Source organism: Sorangium sp. So ce362, assembly GCF_051519845.1.
Lineage (GTDB): Bacteria > Myxococcota_A > Polyangia > Polyangiales > Polyangiaceae > Sorangium.
The window spans coordinates 869741-885698 of sequence record NZ_CP150332.1 but is presented as its reverse complement, the minus strand read 5'-3'; the positions used below and the strand labels follow the sequence as shown (position 1 = coordinate 885698).

Sequence of the window (15958 nt, the reverse complement as noted above, 5' to 3'; positions counted from 1 at the left end):
CGGCTCGGAAAGCTCGCCACGTAAGACGCGAAATGATTCGTCGAGGTGCGCCGTAAGCATCGCGTCGATGCCCGCCCCGGACGCTCGCGCCTTCCACTCATTTCATTGCATTTTTAATAAAGATCGGAGATTTGATCTTCCCATCACCTGGATGCACTTGACAGCAGCGCCCGCGCTCGGCGCGGCCTGGAAGTAGGAGCTCATGGCAAGGCCCGCTGAACCCAGCGAGCGCGCGGCGCTCGTCGCGCTCGGAGACGAGCTCGCCCGCAGTCACGCAGCGCACGTCCTGAGCCAGGCGCTGCAGGGGAGGCTCTCCCTCGACAGGCGCGAAGCGTTGTCCGGGCTCGTCCGGCAGAGCGAGCGCCACGAGGCCAGCGGGCCGATCTGCGACGCCGGACGCTTCGCCACGGCGCTGGTCGGGAAGCTGCGCGTCGACGGACAAGCAGAGCTCGCGGACGCGATCGTGTCGTTGCTGGGCGGCGGCCCTGTCGACGCCGACCCGATGCTCTGGCTCGACGAGGTCCAGGGGAAGATCGCCACGAGGCGCCACGAGGCCGCGACGCTTCGCGCCCACGGGCGTCACGAGCTCGCGAGCCTTGTCGAGAACTCCCTGTCGCTCGACCTCCGGATGGCGTTGCGAGAGCGGCTCTGCGCCGACGGTCACCACGAGCTCGCCGATGCCATCGCGAGGGCAATCCACGCCCACGAAGAACGGGAGCGCCGCGAGGCAGAGACGCCGTCACCGGCCCAGCCGCCAGCGGCCGCCAGAAAGCACGAGCCCCCGCCCGATGGCGCCGCGCTCCGGGCCCTGGCCGACACGCTGGGGGGCAGCTACCCCGCGGACGTCCTGGCCTGCGCGCTCGTCACCAGGCTCCGCGCCGAGGGCCGCGACACGCTCGCGGGGTCGATCATGATGTTCTGGGCGCGCGACGTCGCCGGGCCGATCGTGGACCCCGCACGCCTCGCGGCCGACCTCTGCACACAGCTCCGCGCCGAGGGACGCGGGGAGCTCGCCGACACCCTCGCGTCGCTGCTCCGCGGCGCCGCCATCGGCCGCGATCCGGGCGAGATCCTGGCGGCCTGGCTCGACGAGCTCGCCAGGCCGATCGTGGCCCCAGGACCGCTCGCGGCCGCGCTGGTCGCGGTGCTCCGCAGACAGCGGCAAGGAGAGCTCGCGGACGGGATCCAGGCCTTGCTGAGCGCGAGCCGATGAGCTGTCCCGTCTGACCGGCGCATCGTTATCGTTCGCGCACCCGCGGGGGTGAACCGCCGCCAGGCGCCCGGGGCTCGTGTCACCGCGGCGCCTTGCAGCAGAAGCTCACCAGGCCTTCCGGCGCGAGCTCGCCCTCCTGCTCACCGCCGACGGCCTCGCAGGCGGATACCCTCTCGACGGTCAGCGTCGCGGTGACGCTCCGCGGAAGAGAGCCGGGTGGCACGTTAAAGCATTTATCGTAGATGTTTGTGGTGGGAAGGGGCTGCGTACACTGCTCGTCTGCGTAGAAGGTGAGTGTCGCCGTCGTCTCCCGCCATTTCCCGTCGTCCAACGGGTCCTCGGCCCCGCACGCGGAGCACCCCTTCACGCCGGTGTAGGCCTGCACCAGCTCGGGATGAGAGGGGGGGCACTCCGGGAGCTCTTCGTCACCGTCGTACTTGAGACAGTGACGGAACTCCGGCGCCAGATCCGGCACACACTGGCTGGCAAGATTCCAGCAAACCTCGTCATACTCCCAGTAGCGCTGACACACCCGGACGAGGCTTCCCCAGGTGGCCTCCACGTCCGCCCGCGAGAGCGAGGCCACGCAGGAGGGCCCCCCGTTGCCCCAGCTCCGTCCTACGCCGACGTCGGCGTCCTGCGCGGCGGGATCCAGGGCCACCACCTCGGAGATGCAGCTCCCGTCCCACTCGACCGGAACCATGAACGCGCGGATGACCGTCCCGCCGATGTCCTCGCCCGAGACACACTGGGCACCTTTCCTGAGCTCGACGCTATGATACCTGCTTTCCCTCACCGGCTCGGCGACGCAGCGTAGACAGCGGTCGATGGACTTCGGATCTCGATAGAAGTCTCCCTCATGGTAGGCGTTGGCCGACGTGCAGTCCGGCGCATCACGTGGGTTCCCTGTCCAGACGAAGTACGGGAGGAAGGTATTGAAGTCGGGGAAGAGGGCGCTGTCCCAGACAGCCGGCGAGCAGTTCCAGGGGCACGTGTGGTCATTGGTGATCCGGCACTCCTCCCCGCGGCAGCCCGAGTCGAGACGGATGCACGACGCCCCGGCGAGCGCCGCGCCCGCGCCGAGCGAGAGGAGCGCCGCCGCCATCGCTATCGCCCTCGTCCTCCCTCTCGCGTGCATCATTGTTCCTCCGGCATGCAGCACAGCGTCCTCCTCTCAATGGCCAGCTCGCCCGCGAGCTCCCCGCCGCTCGGCACGCAGCTCCCGGGCACGTTGACCCGCCATTCCGCCCGCATGCTCCCGAGCGCCGACCCGGGCTCGGCGGCGTGGCAGACGCCGTTCTCGGCGACCGCGGCAGTGGCGACCAGGTGGGCGCACGCGTCGTCCTCGAACGTCGACACGATCGCCTCGCACGTGCTCGGCGCGATCTCGGTGCACGCACACGGCGTGCAACGGCGCTCGTCCTCGCTCACCTTCCAGAAGGTGAACCGCTCCGAGAACGCACGGCTGGGGGCGCCGCCGTCGGAGGGGCACATCGCGTAGTCGCCCTCCATCTTCGAGACGACGCAGCGGCGGGATCCCGGCGGGAGCTGCGACGCGGCGGGCATGCAAAAGGTGTTTTTGCCCGGGCACAGCGTCGGCTCGCTGCCCCCGCTGCACACGACAGCGCTCTGCCCTCCGCCCGGCAGATCGCCGGCGCGCGGCACCGGGGCCGGCGCGACGTCGCAGGGTCGCGTGGTGACCGGAGCGATCTCGAACGAGCCGAACGCCTCGGGAGCCACCGCGCCGGGCGCGACGCACGCCCCGTCCCAGGCGGGCGGCGCGCGGAACGGGGTCACCGTCTCGCCGGGACCGTCGTCGCACATCCAGCCGGTGGTCACGGTGAGGCCGACCGGCAACACGCACGCGGGCTCGGTGCACGCGCACGGACCGCAGCGGACAGCACGATCCGGCTCGGCGACGAGCCGCTCGTACTCCCTCAGGCCCGCGCTGCCGCCGTCCGCCAGCATGACCCCCTCGCAGGACGGCTGCTCCGGAGCGGGGCCCATCCAGACGATGAAAGGCTGCTCCTCGAAATCAGAGGAATTGACCTCGACGCAGGTCCCATAGCAGGCGCCGTTGTTGGTGCCGTTCTCGTTGATGATGTCGCACGTCAGGAACTCGTGGCAGTCGTAGCCGTCGACGGCCCCGCAGCCGCTCGCCATCACGACCGCCGCAGCCCCCAGGCCGACCAGCGCCGCCAGGATCCGCCCCGCCGTCCACCACCTCATCGCCGCATCTCCTCGACGCCGGGCCATCACCACGCCCCCTCGATCCGGACGCCGCCGCCGCGCGCCGCCGCCTGCGGGACCACGCGGACACCGCCGTGGTCCGGCGAGGGCGCCCACAAGAACGACGAGAGCGCCGCCGCGCCGACCACGCCGCTCGCCACGAAGCTCGCGAGCGCGATCAGGCCCAGGGCGTCGCGGGAATCGACCGCATCCCCGAGCTGGAGGCACCCCGCATCCAGGTCCGGCCGCCTGGGGCTGCACGCCGTATCCGCCCGGTCGTCGAGCGCGCTGCGCAGCTCGTCGCGCAGCGCGCTGGCCTCGCCGTCCTTGACCGCCGACGCGAGCGCGAACCCCGCGCCGACCACGATGCCCGCCGACGCGAGCGCGAGCCCCCCGACCCGGATCGCCGGGCCGATCGCCACCTCCGCGGCCGCGGGCCGCAGCGCCGCCGGCCCCGGCGCGACCGCCGCGGCGCGCGGGGCCGCCGCCGGCCGCGGCGCCGGCGGCTTCTCCTTGAGGGCCAGGCCGATCGCCGGCGTGTCCCCGCGCTGCGCCTCGAAGCGCCCCACGCCGTCCTCGTGGCCTCCGAGCGTCGCCCGCGCCTCGTGGCTGCCGGGCTCGACATAGACCACGTACGTGGCGAGCCCCTGGCCGACGCGCCGGCCGTCCATGAACACCTCGGCCTCGGGCTCGCCCACCACGATCGCGACCGCGGCGACCTCCTGCGCGGCCCGCTGGAGCCCTCGCTGGAGCTTTGCCCTGACGCCCGGCGCGAGCGCATCCCCCGCCTCGAGCGCCCGGCGCAGGTGCTCCGCGGCGTCCCGGAAGCGGCGCAGCGAGAGCTCCGCCAGCCCGAGCTCCCCGGCCCAGCGAGGGTCGCCGGTCGACTCCCACGCCGTTCGATACGCCGCCGCGGCCTCCTCCCACCGCCCGGCGCGCCGCTCCTGCTCCGCGCGGCGGAGCGTCGCCGCAATCGCTGCGGGCGAGGCGTCCGGGGGCGAGACGCCCGGGGGCGAAGCCGCCGATCGCGAGGCTCCTGACGGCGAGACCGCCGAGGGCGAGCCCCCCGCCCCCGTTCCGCCCGCCCTCGTACCGGGCGATTGCGGCGCCTCGGCCATCGCACCGCGGCTCCAGCCTGAAGCGCACAACAGCAGCGCAAGCGCCAAGCACCTCGTCAAGCGCATGGGCGGCGACGCTAGTCGGCCCGAAGATCGCCCGCAAGCACGCGTCGAGGCGCCGAACGAGCGAGAGATAGGATGGCGAATCAGAAGACGTCCGCGTAAAGCATCACGGCCCCGGCGCGCGCTCACCCCTCGCCACGCCGGTTCAGCGCCTGCCGGGGATCCGGATCCGCCAAGAGCGCAATACCGGCAGCTCGGGAGAGGGACCGGGAACGATTTCGAGCGCCATCGGGTAACCGGCGGATAATGGATCGGGCATGGATGCAAAGGATCCGCGCGGCGCGTCCGCGGGAGCGCCGCCGCCCACCTGGGAGACCGTCGTCCGCGAGCACCTCCGCTACCTGCGCGGCTGCGTGGCATCGGCGAGGATCCCGGAGGCCGACAGGGAGGATGTGCTGCAGGAGGTGCTGCACAGCATCTCGCGGGCCCTGGCCACCTTCGATCCGGCCCGGGGCGAGCTGCGCGCCTGGCTGAAGGCCATTGTCCACAACCATGCATCCAACTACCGGCGCCGCGCCTACCGCCGGCGCGAGGCGCCGTGGCCGGACGAGCCGCTGGAGGTCGCCGACGAGGCGCCGAGCTCCGAGGAGCGCCAGATGGAGCACGAGCGGCGGCAGCTCCTGTCGACGCTGCTCCTCGAGCTGCCGCCGGAGCGGCGCGAGGCGCTGATTGCCCACGAGCTCGGCGAGGCGGGCATCGGGCATGTCGCGGAGCTGCTCTCGATCCCCCCCACCACCGCGAAGAGCCGAGTCCGCCACGGGCGCGAGGAGCTCAAGGCGGCGGCCCGCCGCTGGCAGGCGCGCCATCGCCGCCGCCTCGCCGCCCTGCTGCCGATCCGCGCGGCCGGTGGCGCGGGGGAGCGTCCCCGCCTCTCCGTATCGTGGCAGCGCCTGGCTCACCGCGTGCGGCGCGCGCTCCGTGAGGCGGTGTCCGGCGCAAGGGCACCGCGCCTGCGAACAGCCGCTCACGGCGGCGCCTCGCTCGCGGTGAGCGCCTTGGGCGTCGTCCTGACAGCAGGGCTCATGCTGGCCGGGCACAGCGGCCTTCTCGTTCCCGGAGGCGCGGCGCCGCCGGGCGCTTCTCTCACGGCGCGTGCTCGCGCCTCGTCGACCGCGGCGCCGGCGGGGGGAGCGAGCGAGCTCTCGTACTCAGCCGCGAGCAACAAACATCCTTCACCAGGAGCGACGGTGGCCTCGCACGACCAGGGCAGCGCGGCTCTTCGTCCTCGAGGCATGTCCCGCCCGGCGCAGCGCTGGCCCATCGCGCAGGGCGATGAGCAGGAGCGCCTGAGGATGGCCGCCGCCGCGCGCGCCATCGGGAAGGAAGCGCTGGCACGTGCGCTGCTGGAGCAGCGCCGCGACCTGCCGGGCGCCGCGCCCGCGCCCGGCCGCAATGGGTCCCTGGCTCTCTCGACGCCCGCGACGCGCGTTCGCTGAATTCGCCGAAGAAAAGCGCCTCCACGACGAGGAATCACGAGCATCGGCGCCCGAGGTGCTCGACGTGGGCCGGCTCGGCCGGCGAGCTGCGATGTCGGCCTGCGCGCGCGGCCGGCGCGCGGCCGTCACGGGCGCGCGATGGTGTTGAGGGCTTCTCGACAGACACCTCTTGCCGAGGTCCGGTATGCAGACTCGACGCCGCACGACAACCGCTGTCCACGAGCGCGGCGCGCCCCGGCGCCGCCTTCCATCGGCCGCGAAGCACCCGGCGATCCGCATTCCCGTGGAGCGCATCGTCGCCGAGCGCCGCTGGATCGCCGCGCTCGTGCGCGCCGGCGGCGTATCGCCCCGCGACCGTGAGGATGTGGTGCAAGCAGTGATCCTGGCTGCGTGGATGGGTGGTGGCCTTCCTTGAAGAAGACTGGCCTCGTTTGACTCCGGCCCTCGCGTGACGGGCTAAGTTCGGCGCAAGTGACCCCCGCGAGCGCGCCAACGCTCCGGGGGTCGTGGCCGAAACCTCACAGCGCGAGGTCCCGACAGTGCAACTGTACTTGATCCCCCCTGACGGTGGGCAAGGGAGCGGTGCGTCAAAGCGCAACCGTCCCCGCCCGTGTCTCTCCCTCACCCCAACCCAGCGCAAGCGGCTGCGTGCCGCGCTGCGCAACCTTCGCAAGGCGTACGGAACGTGGGCATGCCTTGCCGAGGTCATGGGCATGGCGGTCGCCAGCCTCAAAGGCATCGCGTACGGCCGCGACAGCGGCTCGCCCGGGACCGCGCAGCGTGCGGCGAAAGCCGCGGGCGTCACCGTTGAGCAGCTCCTCGGCGGGCTCGTCGCGGCTGACCGCTGCCCAAACGGCGGGAGATCCGGGTGAAGCGCCCGCGGAAGGGGGCGCAGAGCCCGCCTGCCGCACGACATCGAAGCCAGCGCCCGACGATGACGGCGATCCTTGCAGAGCGCGGCGTCATCCTCGCCGTGCTCATCGCCAGCGGCGTCCCGTCGCGCGATCGAGCCGACGTCGAGCAGCAGGTGCTCATGGGCGCGTGGAACTCCGTGCGTCGCGGCATGTACCGTCCGGACCCCGCGGTCGAACCGCGAACGGCGCTGCGCCGGTGGCTCTATGGCATCAGCTGGCGCAAGGCCGGGCACTACATCAACAGCGCATGGGTGCGGCGCGCGGTTCTTCATGCGCAACCCCTCGGCAGGCTCCGCGAGCCCGTCGGCGTGAGCCTGGAGGCGCAGCTCCAGGCGCGCGAGGTGCTGGAAGCGCTCGCTAGCCTGCCGCCCTGGCAGGTCGAGGCGCTCCTCTCCGTGGATGACCCGGAGTCGCTCGTGGCGTACGCCAAGCGGCGCGGGATGAGCCCGGGCACGGCGGCCAGCCGCTTGCGCATCGCCCGGGAAGCGCTGGCACTCAAGATCCGGCGGTGGCGCCGATGAGCAGCCCCGACTTCAAGAAGCGCGTCCTGACCGATGAGGACCTCTCCCTCATCGCCAGCGAGGTCCCTGCGCTGCTCGACTTCCCCGGCGTGCGCCCATGGAACCGCAGCCGCCTCTGGGCCGCCGTGCTCGACGCCCTCATCGAGGCTAGAACCAAGTCCGAGCGCGCCGCGGCACAGCAGGCACTCGGCGCCATTCAGACGCTAGACAGCATCGACCGGCTCTTCGTGCGGCACGACCGGTAGTCGCCTGCGGCTCGCGCGGGCCGCCTCGCTCGCAAGCTCCGCCGGCGTGGGTGAGAGGCCGAGGCGCCGCGGCTCACTCGCCACACACTCCAGAATTTCCACGATCGCGGCCTGTCAATTCTGAACGGACGAGCAGAATCTTGCTTGACGCATCGCCCACGCGACGCTGTCCTACACACATAAGTGAGAGGCCCACTCGCGACGCTCGGGCCTCTCAGGTCGCCGACCCCTCGATCGGCGGAACGCTTTCGCGCACTTCGTAAACCGTGCCTGATTGCGATCCCGCTGTCAAGGGGCGGCTCTCGCACGGCCCCTCACTGGCGGTAGAATCCTTGTCCGAAGCCAGATCATCCATCCCCAGCAGGTATCGCAGTCGACAGAGCTTGTTTGCCAGCACTTGCCTCGCGCTCGCCACTTCGGCCGTCGCCTGGGCGATGGTCGCATCCCTGCCGCGTGGCAGCGACATCGCAAGCGCGCAACGAGAGGTCAGAAATTCGCCACGTGCAACGGTCAGAACATCTTGATTGTCCACACAGCACCTCGGAGATTCGTTATGGGTACGAAGCTTGTGACAGTGAAATCGAATGCCTCTCGTCTGCTTCTCTCTCTATACAGAGAATACGAAAGCACTGCCGAGACCGAGATATCGGCACGCCGTTTTTATGAGCTCGCCGAAGAGCTCGGCATCCCTGAGGATGAAGCTCAAGATGCTCGCGAGTACCTGGCGAAGCAGCATGATATCGACGATATAGCCGAGAGCACACTAGAGCTTTCGCCGCTCGGTATCGCCAAGGCGGAGAGCGCACTGGAACAGCAGTCGCCGCGCCCATTTGCGCCTATCTTGGCCGAACTGCGCGCCGCCGCTAGCAGTCTCCCGGCTGGACCACGGGAAGAGGTACTCAAGCACGCGGACGTAATCGAACTGACGGCGGCAGCGGCGCGGCTTCCCACGTAGCGCGATCCCCAGCCGGCCGGCTCGAACGGCGTCGAACCGCGTAGCGTCCGGAATCATTGTTTGTTCTTTAGCAAGCCCATGCGCGACCTGTAGCGCATGGGCGGGTCCGAGGTTGGTCATGGATGTTGACTTCAAGATCGCGCACTCGCAGCTGCTGGAAATCATCAAAGCCAGGTTTGATTCGACAACGCTTCCGCCATGCTCGTTTTGCGGTGGACGAGCTCAACGCAATCTCGTAGGCGTCCACTGGATGAACGTGGATGACGACTTTGCCTACAGGCTCAGCACCCCGGCCGGAAGCCCGCTACATGAGTTTGCTACAGCGCCCACACCAGGTGGACCGCCAGTGGAGATAAAAGGCGGGTTCGGTGGCCCCGTGCAGACCAATCCAGGAGTCATGCCGTGCGCCGTTTTCGAATGCTCAGCATGCGGGAACATCTGGTTCCTGAGTATGCACCGCATTGGTATCTTCTCCGTTGCTGGGAAGACGACGCCAGTACTCAGACTCATCCGCGGCGGCTCTGGCGACAACGACGTCGCCGATCCGAAGGATGGCGCCAACAAGTGAGCCTAGTTTAACGGGCGGCACATCATCAGTTTTCATTATTCAATCCTCATCCGCGAACAGAGATAGCTGCGCCATCTTGCGCAGCCCGGCGCATGCGGCGGCCGGCTTGGGTCCCTCGGGCGGCGTGGATCGGACGCCGTCCACCCCCTTGTGGTGACAGAGTCGGGGACGGCGTCAAGTCGCAAAGCGAACGGCCAGCGCCTATTCAAACAGCGAGAGCTGCACCATTCTGCGCGGCCCCGGCGCGGGCGGGGGCTCATCGCCTCGGCGCCGATCCGGCACCGGCCACGCCTTCGGCTCGCCGGCCCCGCCTTCGGCTCGCCGGCGCTCGCCTGCCGGTCCGCGAGGAGGTCGCCGTCGAGGTGCGGGTGACGGGTCGGCTGCTCGACATCGTGGCGCTGCGGCTCGTCCGGCCGCAGCGCTGCCGCCTACGGCTCTGGGGTGTGCGGGCGATCCCCCGTGCGCGCGCCGTCCGGCGCCTCGTGGGCCGGCGAGCTCGCCGCGTCGTGACTCGGAGGGCGCGGCAGGTCGTCGCCTCTGAGCCTGCGCGCGCTCCGCTCACGGGCTCGGCCCTCGTCTATCCAGCATTGCGAGAACACGTACAAGTAGATCGGGAGCCCGAAGTGCAGCCAGCCCATCGGCGAGAGGGCTGCACGTGGCTCGGGGGCGTCGAACACCGCCGCCGCGACGAGTGCGACGCCCGAGGCGAGGATTCCGATGGTGCGCAGGGTTCGGTCCATGGGCACCCTCACAAGAAGGCGCACGCCGCCCCGAGGACGCCGAAGGAGACGTTGGTGTAGTGACCGCACCGCTTCGCGTCCCGTGGATCCGCGGCACGCGGGCAGATCGCGGAGCCCGCAACGGTCGCCGCCGCGAACACGAAGATGGAACAGCCAAGCCCGAGGGGGCTCCACCGCTGCTGGGCCGCCCCGATCGGCTCGTCGCCCTCAGAGACGGGCACGGCGCTCCCCTCCTGGGCCGCGGCGTCGTAGCTGACCATCGCCGCGCACGGCACATCCGCGAAGGCGCCCGGGTCGAGCGGGTCGAAGATGCGGATCGCCGCGCCGGGGCGGTCGGCGCACGCCGCGGCGAGCTCGGGACGTCCGGCATCGAGGATCTGCGGGATCGCGGGCTCCTCCGGGTTGATGCTCAGCTCGAAGTGGTGCGGCGGAAGGCCGGCCCCCTCCGCGCCGCCCTCCTCTCCCGTCGCGTTCGGTTCGTCTGCTGTTCCACAGGCCGGCGCTCCGATGAGCGCGACCAGGGTCAGGCCGATCCTGGTGTGCATGTACCACCTCCACGCGACACATTCCGTCGCGCGCGGGACTTTGTTGCCAGCGGCATGCCAGGGCCGCATGAACCAGCGCGCGCGTGAGCTCAGGGCAGGGTGACGTCGTCGAGCTCGTCCCGTTGGCCGAGGCCATCGCGACCATCGCCAAGAACGAAGGGCGCGCCCCGAGCGCCGTCCTGCGCGAGATCGCAGCGATGGCGCTGATGGCGGACGGCGAGTAGGGCGCCGCCCCCCATCAGACCCGACAAGATGGGGGCGTCAGCAACCCAGAGCGATCGAACAAAAATAACAGCAATAACACGCAGATGCAAAATTTTGGAATAATTTGTCTTGCGTTTGTACGTTGCTCCAGTCAATCTCATCAGCACGCCGATGCTTTTAGATCCTGACTCGCACCTGAAGACACATTTACCCACGTCCGCCAAGGTTGAGGCCGACCTGGCCCACCTCGCCTGGCGCATGGACCGGGCCATGCGAGCCGCGATCGAGGAGTTTCTGTCGAATCACAACGAGCATCGCCACTACCTCACGCCGCGCACGCAGTCCTCAATCATCCACGACCTCATCGTGAAGCAATTCACCAGCGAGTTCGGAGACGATGACGAGGTTGCCGTCAAGAAGGTGAAGAACACACACGAGCTCGTCATACGCTCGAAGTACCGCGTGAGAATGAAAAAGCTCACCGGAAAGTTCTTCAGCCAGAACATTCCGACTCAGGCGGTGCTTGAGTTCAAGGGGCAGTTGCAACTGCCTGGGATGGAGATGTGGAATCTGGTGATCGGTTACATGCCACCGAAGGCCAGCGTCGGCACACTTACAGACTCACGAGTCTACATCACAATGCCGAACGGCGAGAAGAACGCGTGGACGTGGGAGATCACGAACTTCGCGGACGAGCACCAATCGTCCGTCCCCGCCAACGATCAAGAGGCCGCGCCGCAGAAGCGCCGCGCTGGCATTCGAATCAAGAAGAACGCTTCTCAGGAGAAGGATGGTCGAAGCGATGCGGCAGCGGGAGACAAGAGCTAGCGGTCCGCGCGCGCACGACATCAACCCCGCAATGATCGTGTTGGCGCGCGAAGCGCGCGGGATGTCACAGGGCGATCTGGCGCACGCGATTGGTGCGTCACAAGGACTTCTCTCCAAGATTGAGGCGGGGCTCCGAGAGCCTGGCACGGACACCGTACGAGATATCGCCAAGGTACTGCACTTCCCGGAGTCGTTTTTCACTCTGCGGGATCGTATCTACGGTCCGAGCGCGAGCGAGTTCTACCATCGCAAGCGAAGCACGGTTCCGGTTCGTGTGTTGGCGCAAATTCACGCCAACATCAATATGCAAATCATGTTCATCGAGCGTCTTTTGCGCTCTGCTGAATATCCTGAAATTCGCATTCGCCAGCACTCGATAGAGGACTTTGACAATAGCCCGGCAGAGGTTGCGCGCGCAGTCAGATCGGAGTTGCAGGTTCCAAAAGGACCTATTCGAGACCTGACCGAGGTGATTGAAGACGCCGGCGGAGTGGTCGTTCATCTAGACTTTGGTACCGACTTGGTTGACGCGGTGAGTTGGTGGATCCCGAGGCGGCCGCCGATGATCTTTCTGAACGCCAATGCGCCAGGAGACCGCATGCGCATGAATTTGGCGCACGAACTCGGCCACCTCGTCATGCACCAAGAAGTGACCCCGGAAATGGAGGACGAAGCAAACCGCTTCGCCGCCGAGTTTCTTGCGCCAGCCGATGAAATAAAGCCATTTCTTCGCAGCGCTACGCTTAAGACGTTGGCCGGGATGAAGCCGTTTTGGAAGGTGTCAATGCAGTTCCTTCTCAAGCGAGCACAAGACGTACAAGCTATATCCGACGGCGCGGCGCGGTACATGTGGATCCAGATCTCCAAGGCTGGATACAGGAAGCGCGAGCCTCCGGAGTTGGACATTCCACGAGAAACCCCATCGACGCTGAGATCGCTGATTGAAGTTCACATGGAGGAGCTTGGCTATTCGGCGGACAATTTCGCGCAGATCACTGACAGGTTCGCCGACGATTTGGCCACGTTCAATCCTATACCGGGCGCACACCTGAAACTGGTGGAATAGGGGTCGGTGGACTAATCCTCGATCAAGCGCGTCGAAATCGCTTCGTAGCGGGATCAAAATGAAAAGCCCGGGTGTTCGTCGAGTTGCTGAAGCTTGACACAAAACACCCGGAGGCTTTTCAGGTGAAGGATCGACGAAATTGGGCCGAAAGTGAAGCGAGAAAGATCGCGCGCCGACTGAAGCCCGTCGAGGGCGGACGCGAGCCGCGTGGAACGGGTCCCGAGTTCGCTGCACGCACGATTCGTTACGAGGCGTCCGACCGGGTTCACGCCATCCCCTGTGGCGGGCTCGGGGCCATTCATCAACTGGCCTGGAAGGTCGGGCTGGTGACCGCGCTCGACACGAGGCTGCCGATCTTGAAGCGCCGGCGCCCGTACAGCGAGGCCGACCATGTTCTCAACATTGCCTATAATTTCCTGTGCGGCGGAGCGGTGCTCGATGACATCGAGGTGCGCCGCAACGACAGGGCGTTCCTCGATGCGCTCGGTGCGCGTACGATCCCGGATCCCACCACTGCGGGCGACTTCTGCAGGCGCTTCGGGGCCGAGCAGATCCAGGGCCTGATGGACGTCGTGAACGACGTGCGCGTCGGCGTCTGGCAGAGGCAGTCGCAGGCGTTCTTCGAGCAGACGGCGCGAATCGACGCGGACGGCTCGCTCGTCGCCACCAGCGGTGAGTGCAAGCAGGGCATGGACATCGCGTACAACGGAATATGGGGCTACCACCCGCTTGTGGTCTCGCTGGCGAACACCGGGGAGCCGCTGTTCGTCGTCAACCGCAGCGGGAACCGACCTTCCGAAGAGAGAGCGCCCGAACTCTTCGCGCGCGCGATCACGCTCTGCCGTCGCGCCGGCTGGACGGACATCCTGCTGCGCGGCGACACGGCCTTCTCGCAGGCCGCGTACTTCGACCGTTGGCACGACGACGGCGTACGCTTCGTGTTCGGGTACGATGCCTACAAGCCGATGGTGGCACGCGCTGAAGGTGACGATGTGAGCGATTATCAAGAGCTCGTTCGCAAGGCCGACACCCTCTTCGAGGAGAGCAAGCGGCGCGCGAAGCAACCACGCATCAAGGAGCAGATCGTCCGTGAGCGCGAGTATCGTAATATGCGCCTCGAGCGTGAGGAGTTGGCGGAATTCGAGCATCGACCCACCAAGGCGGCGCGATCGTACCGCTTCGTCGTGCTTCGCAAGACGATCGTTGAGGAAAGGGGCCAGCGGTACCTGGGACAGACCTTCCGCTACTTTTTCTACGTGACCAACGATCGCGAGATGACGTGCGAGCAGGTCGTCCGCGAGGCCAACTGCCGCTGCAACCAGGAAAATCTGCTCGCGCAATTGAAGAGCGGCGTCCCGGCGTTGCGCGCCCCGCTGAACACGCTCGAGTCGAACTGGGCCTATATGGTGATCGCGTCGCTCGCGTGGTCGCTCAAGGCTTGGTTCTCTTTGCTCATGCCCACGGCGCCGCGATGGCACGAAGCACACCAAGCCGATCGAGAGCGCGTTCTGCGCATGGAATTCCGCTCCTTCGTGCAGCGTTTCATTCTCGTTCCGGCGCAGATCCTCCATACCGGTCGAACTCTCGTCTATCGGCTCCTTGCCTGGCGTCCCGAGCTGCCCATCTTCTTCCGCTTCCTTGATGCGCTCTGACGGCCGGGGCTGCCCGACGCACTGAGGCACGGGCAGCCCGACCGCGAACCCACAACCTCGAACCACGAAACGAGGGATCCTTGACCAGCCGCAGCGACGATCACCGAATCCCGGCTCTCCGGCAGGACGGATCCGCTCGGCGATTCGAGACGGCGGTTCGGCCCATTTCGAGGGTCGCCAAGCGCTTGTTTGAGGCCTAGTTTCGCCCGCCTGAAGTTCTGCCACAGTTTGTCGACCAGGACGCCAGCCGGTGGCGACACATTGCGATCAGCGAAGTCAGATTTCCAAAAACAATCGTCTCCTTTTCCGCCGATCGCGCGCTCATGGCACCTCGACATCCCCGAGCCGGCAGGATACACGCGGCCGAGGCATGCAGGCCTCCCCGACGCCCATTACGGCCATCTCCGCGAGTGACGTGAGCTGGCTGCTAGCTGCGGCAGCGGGTGGCGGGCTGCTCTCCGGCGCTGATCTCTTCACCTTGGCGTTCGCGCTCTCGGACCGGTCGTACCAGCAGCCGCTGACTCTTGATGAGGCGCATGACCTGCTCTTGGCGAACAGCCTTCCGCAGGCGCTCCGGGGAGCGAGCTCATCGAGCGGATGCGCGAATCGACGAGTACCCCGCGGACGTCCTGGCCTGTGCGCTCGTCACCAAGCTCCGCGCCGAGGGCCGCGACACGCTCGCGGGCTCGATCATGATGTTCTGGGCGCGCGACGTCGCCGGGCCGATCGTGGACCCCGCACGCCTCGCGGCCGACCTCTGCGCACAGCTCCGCGCCGAGGGACGCGGGGAGCTCCCTGGCGTCACGCAGCAGAAGCTCACCAGGTCTCCCGGCGCGAGCTCAGAGGACTCCACGTCCTCCGATGAGATCAGGACCTTGCACTGCTCCCCGGCGCGTTGACCCACCATTCCGCGCGTAGGCTTCCGAGCGCGGTCCGGGCGCGCGCTGGAGCTGTGGAGGCCACCGCGATCGACGGGCTACGTCGCCCAGAGCACGGAGAGGTCGAGCTCGATGGCTTCGAAGGGCACGAGACGGACGCGCGCGGCGTCGCGGTGGACCGGACCGCGCTCCCACCCCCGACCTGGAACCAGCGAGAAGGCCTCGAGCGTGCGCTCGACAGGATCGACGAGCCAGACGTGCCGCACGCCTTCGCGCGCGTACACGGGCATCTTCTCCTCACGATCGACCCGCTCCGTCGACGGGCTCAAGACCTCGCAGATCCAATCCGGGGCGAGGGGAAAGTAGGCCGTCTGCGGCAGCTCGGGCATCCTCTCGCGCCGCCAGCCGGCAATGTCCGGCACGACCGCATCCACCTCACCCGGCGCGGCCGGGTCAGGGAAGCGCAACTCGGGCTCGTCGAGGATCCACCAGCCGCCCGGTCCGCCCCGGCCACGCTGGAACGGGCCGCCGATCTCGATACCCAGGACCGAGCTCGCGTTCGCATGTCGCGGCGCCGGCCGGGGCATGACGTGCAGCACGCCTCCGATGAGCTGCGCCACCTTGTTCGGCGGGACGGCCTCGAGGTCGGCGTAGGTGGCGCGGCAGGTCTTCTCGGCAGGCTGGCCCATGGACGAAGCCTGCCCGGCCGCACGCGGCAAGGCAAGACCAGCGCGCTCGAGCGCGACGCGGAGAACGATGCATTACGATCAAACAGGCAATATT

At 68.0% G+C, this 15958-nt stretch carries 20 protein-coding genes; 13 read left to right on the top strand and 7 right to left on the bottom strand.

Going from position 1 to position 15958, the window contains the following annotated elements:
- The first annotated feature begins 202 nt into the window (after positions 1-202).
- The gene (locus WMF17_RS03520) at positions 203-1213 is read left to right on the top strand and encodes a hypothetical protein (RefSeq protein ID WP_437648106.1); all 1011 of its coding nucleotides are present in this window, start codon (positions 203-205) and stop codon (positions 1211-1213) included.
- Positions 1214-1292: 79 nt separating this feature from the next.
- On the opposite strand, the gene WMF17_RS03515 is transcribed toward WMF17_RS03520, so the two are convergent.
- Genes WMF17_RS03515 through WMF17_RS03505 form a run of 3 tightly spaced genes read right to left on the bottom strand, consistent with a single transcriptional unit; the run spans position 1293 to position 4560 of the window.
- Complete coding sequence (locus WMF17_RS03515) at positions 1293-2354, bottom strand: hypothetical protein (protein WP_437648105.1); 1062 nt, start codon at positions 2352-2354, stop codon at positions 1293-1295.
- On the bottom strand, positions 2351-3442 hold the full coding sequence (locus WMF17_RS03510) for a hypothetical protein (protein ID WP_437648103.1): 1092 nt from the start codon (positions 3440-3442) through the stop codon (positions 2351-2353). The genes WMF17_RS03515 and WMF17_RS03510 overlap by 4 nt, the downstream gene beginning before the upstream one ends.
- A gap of 26 nt (positions 3443-3468) precedes the next feature.
- Positions 3469-4560, bottom strand: coding sequence for a hypothetical protein (locus WMF17_RS03505; protein WP_437648101.1), 1092 nt, complete (start codon positions 4558-4560; stop codon positions 3469-3471).
- 320 nt (positions 4561-4880) lie between these two features.
- Here WMF17_RS03505 and WMF17_RS03500 point away from each other — a divergent pair, with 320 nt between their 5' ends.
- The 5 genes from WMF17_RS03500 (at position 4881) to WMF17_RS03480 (ending at position 7739) form a co-directional block, all read left to right on the top strand.
- Positions 4881-6059: a sigma-70 family RNA polymerase sigma factor gene (locus tag WMF17_RS03500; protein WP_437648099.1), complete on the top strand. Its 1179-nt coding sequence runs from the start codon at positions 4881-4883 to the stop codon at positions 6057-6059.
- Positions 6060-6243: 184 nt separating this feature from the next.
- Positions 6244-6474 carry a hypothetical protein gene (locus tag WMF17_RS03495; RefSeq protein WP_437648097.1) on the top strand — a complete coding sequence of 77 codons (231 nt, stop codon included), beginning with the start codon at positions 6244-6246 and terminating at the stop codon, positions 6472-6474.
- Positions 6475-6772: 298 nt separating this feature from the next.
- Positions 6773-6931 carry a hypothetical protein gene (locus WMF17_RS03490; RefSeq protein WP_437648096.1) on the top strand — a complete coding sequence of 53 codons (159 nt, stop codon included), beginning with the start codon at positions 6773-6775 and terminating at the stop codon, positions 6929-6931.
- Entirely contained in the window at positions 6928-7494 is a 567-nt protein-coding gene (locus WMF17_RS03485; protein WP_437648094.1) for an RNA polymerase sigma factor, read from the top strand. The genes WMF17_RS03490 and WMF17_RS03485 overlap by 4 nt, the downstream gene beginning before the upstream one ends.
- On the top strand, positions 7491-7739 hold the full coding sequence (locus WMF17_RS03480; RefSeq protein ID WP_437648092.1) for a hypothetical protein: 249 nt from the start codon (positions 7491-7493) through the stop codon (positions 7737-7739). The genes WMF17_RS03485 and WMF17_RS03480 overlap by 4 nt, the downstream gene beginning before the upstream one ends.
- Before the next feature lie 214 nt (positions 7740-7953).
- Here WMF17_RS03480 and WMF17_RS03475 read toward each other — a convergent pair whose 3' ends face one another.
- Entirely contained in the window at positions 7954-8271 is a 318-nt protein-coding gene (locus tag WMF17_RS03475; protein ID WP_437648091.1) for a hypothetical protein, read from the bottom strand.
- Between the two features lie 21 nt (positions 8272-8292).
- Between WMF17_RS03475 and WMF17_RS03470 the strand changes: the two genes are divergently transcribed.
- On the top strand, positions 8293-8694 hold the full coding sequence (locus tag WMF17_RS03470; protein WP_437648089.1) for a hypothetical protein: 402 nt from the start codon (positions 8293-8295) through the stop codon (positions 8692-8694).
- Between the two features lie 118 nt (positions 8695-8812).
- A complete protein-coding gene (locus tag WMF17_RS03465) occupies positions 8813-9262 on the top strand; it encodes a hypothetical protein (RefSeq protein WP_437648088.1) in 450 nt (149 codons plus the stop codon).
- A 428-nt stretch (positions 9263-9690) separates the two neighbouring features.
- On the opposite strand, the gene WMF17_RS03460 is transcribed toward WMF17_RS03465, so the two are convergent.
- Both WMF17_RS03460 and WMF17_RS03455 read right to left on the bottom strand, forming a co-directional pair.
- Complete coding sequence (locus WMF17_RS03460) at positions 9691-10002, bottom strand: hypothetical protein (RefSeq protein WP_437648087.1); 312 nt, start codon at positions 10000-10002, stop codon at positions 9691-9693.
- An 8-nt stretch (positions 10003-10010) separates the two neighbouring features.
- Positions 10011-10547 carry a hypothetical protein gene (locus WMF17_RS03455; protein ID WP_437648085.1) on the bottom strand — a complete coding sequence of 179 codons (537 nt, stop codon included), beginning with the start codon at positions 10545-10547 and terminating at the stop codon, positions 10011-10013.
- 83 nt (positions 10548-10630) lie between these two features.
- Between WMF17_RS03455 and WMF17_RS03450 the strand changes: the two genes are divergently transcribed.
- The 5 genes from WMF17_RS03450 to WMF17_RS03430 all read left to right on the top strand — a co-directional run bounded on the left by WMF17_RS03450 (position 10631) and on the right by WMF17_RS03430 (position 15196).
- Complete coding sequence (locus WMF17_RS03450; protein WP_437648083.1) at positions 10631-10771, top strand: hypothetical protein; 141 nt, start codon at positions 10631-10633, stop codon at positions 10769-10771.
- 109 nt (positions 10772-10880) lie between these two features.
- Complete coding sequence (locus WMF17_RS03445; RefSeq protein WP_437648081.1) at positions 10881-11579, top strand: hypothetical protein; 699 nt, start codon at positions 10881-10883, stop codon at positions 11577-11579.
- On the top strand, positions 11542-12645 hold the full coding sequence (locus tag WMF17_RS03440) for an ImmA/IrrE family metallo-endopeptidase (protein ID WP_437648080.1): 1104 nt from the start codon (positions 11542-11544) through the stop codon (positions 12643-12645). Before WMF17_RS03445 ends, WMF17_RS03440 begins: the two co-directional genes overlap by 38 nt.
- 122 nt (positions 12646-12767) lie before the next feature.
- Positions 12768-14297 (top strand): IS1380 family transposase, encoded by a 1530-nt coding sequence (locus WMF17_RS03435; RefSeq protein WP_437651278.1) that lies wholly within the window; start codon positions 12768-12770, stop codon positions 14295-14297.
- A gap of 536 nt (positions 14298-14833) precedes the next feature.
- Positions 14834-15196, top strand: coding sequence for a hypothetical protein (locus WMF17_RS03430; RefSeq protein ID WP_437648078.1), 363 nt, complete (start codon positions 14834-14836; stop codon positions 15194-15196).
- A 77-nt stretch (positions 15197-15273) separates the two neighbouring features.
- On the opposite strand, the gene WMF17_RS03425 is transcribed toward WMF17_RS03430, so the two are convergent.
- Positions 15274-15864, bottom strand: a complete 591-nt coding sequence (locus WMF17_RS03425) for a Uma2 family endonuclease (protein ID WP_437648076.1) — start codon at positions 15862-15864, stop codon at positions 15274-15276.
- Between the last annotated feature and the right edge of the window lie 94 nt (positions 15865-15958).

What these genes read in the sequence shown, in the direction of transcription:
- WMF17_RS03520 (WP_437648106.1), top strand. Translation starts at nt 203, where the DNA reads ATGGCAAGGCCCGCTGAACCCAGCGAGCGCGCGGCGCTCGTCGCGCTC.
- WMF17_RS03515 (WP_437648105.1), bottom strand. Translation starts at nt 2,354, where the DNA reads ATGATGCACGCGAGAGGGAGGACGAGGGCGATAGCGATGGCGGCGGCG.
- WMF17_RS03510 (WP_437648103.1), bottom strand. Translation starts at nt 3,442, where the DNA reads ATGAGGTGGTGGACGGCGGGGCGGATCCTGGCGGCGCTGGTCGGCCTG.
- WMF17_RS03505 (WP_437648101.1), bottom strand. Translation starts at nt 4,560, where the DNA reads ATGGCCGAGGCGCCGCAATCGCCCGGTACGAGGGCGGGCGGAACGGGG.
- WMF17_RS03500 (WP_437648099.1), top strand. Translation starts at nt 4,881, where the DNA reads ATGGATGCAAAGGATCCGCGCGGCGCGTCCGCGGGAGCGCCGCCGCCC.
- WMF17_RS03495 (WP_437648097.1), top strand. Translation starts at nt 6,244, where the DNA reads ATGCAGACTCGACGCCGCACGACAACCGCTGTCCACGAGCGCGGCGCG.
- WMF17_RS03490 (WP_437648096.1), top strand. Translation starts at nt 6,773, where the DNA reads ATGGCGGTCGCCAGCCTCAAAGGCATCGCGTACGGCCGCGACAGCGGC.
- WMF17_RS03480 (WP_437648092.1), top strand. Translation starts at nt 7,491, where the DNA reads ATGAGCAGCCCCGACTTCAAGAAGCGCGTCCTGACCGATGAGGACCTC.
- WMF17_RS03470 (WP_437648089.1), top strand. Translation starts at nt 8,293, where the DNA reads ATGGGTACGAAGCTTGTGACAGTGAAATCGAATGCCTCTCGTCTGCTT.
- WMF17_RS03465 (WP_437648088.1), top strand. Translation starts at nt 8,813, where the DNA reads ATGGATGTTGACTTCAAGATCGCGCACTCGCAGCTGCTGGAAATCATC.
- WMF17_RS03460 (WP_437648087.1), bottom strand. Translation starts at nt 10,002, where the DNA reads ATGGACCGAACCCTGCGCACCATCGGAATCCTCGCCTCGGGCGTCGCA.
- WMF17_RS03455 (WP_437648085.1), bottom strand. Translation starts at nt 10,547, where the DNA reads ATGCACACCAGGATCGGCCTGACCCTGGTCGCGCTCATCGGAGCGCCG.
- WMF17_RS03440 (WP_437648080.1), top strand. Translation starts at nt 11,542, where the DNA reads ATGGTCGAAGCGATGCGGCAGCGGGAGACAAGAGCTAGCGGTCCGCGC.
- WMF17_RS03430 (WP_437648078.1), top strand. Translation starts at nt 14,834, where the DNA reads ATGACCTGCTCTTGGCGAACAGCCTTCCGCAGGCGCTCCGGGGAGCGA.
- WMF17_RS03425 (WP_437648076.1), bottom strand. Translation starts at nt 15,864, where the DNA reads ATGGGCCAGCCTGCCGAGAAGACCTGCCGCGCCACCTACGCCGACCTC.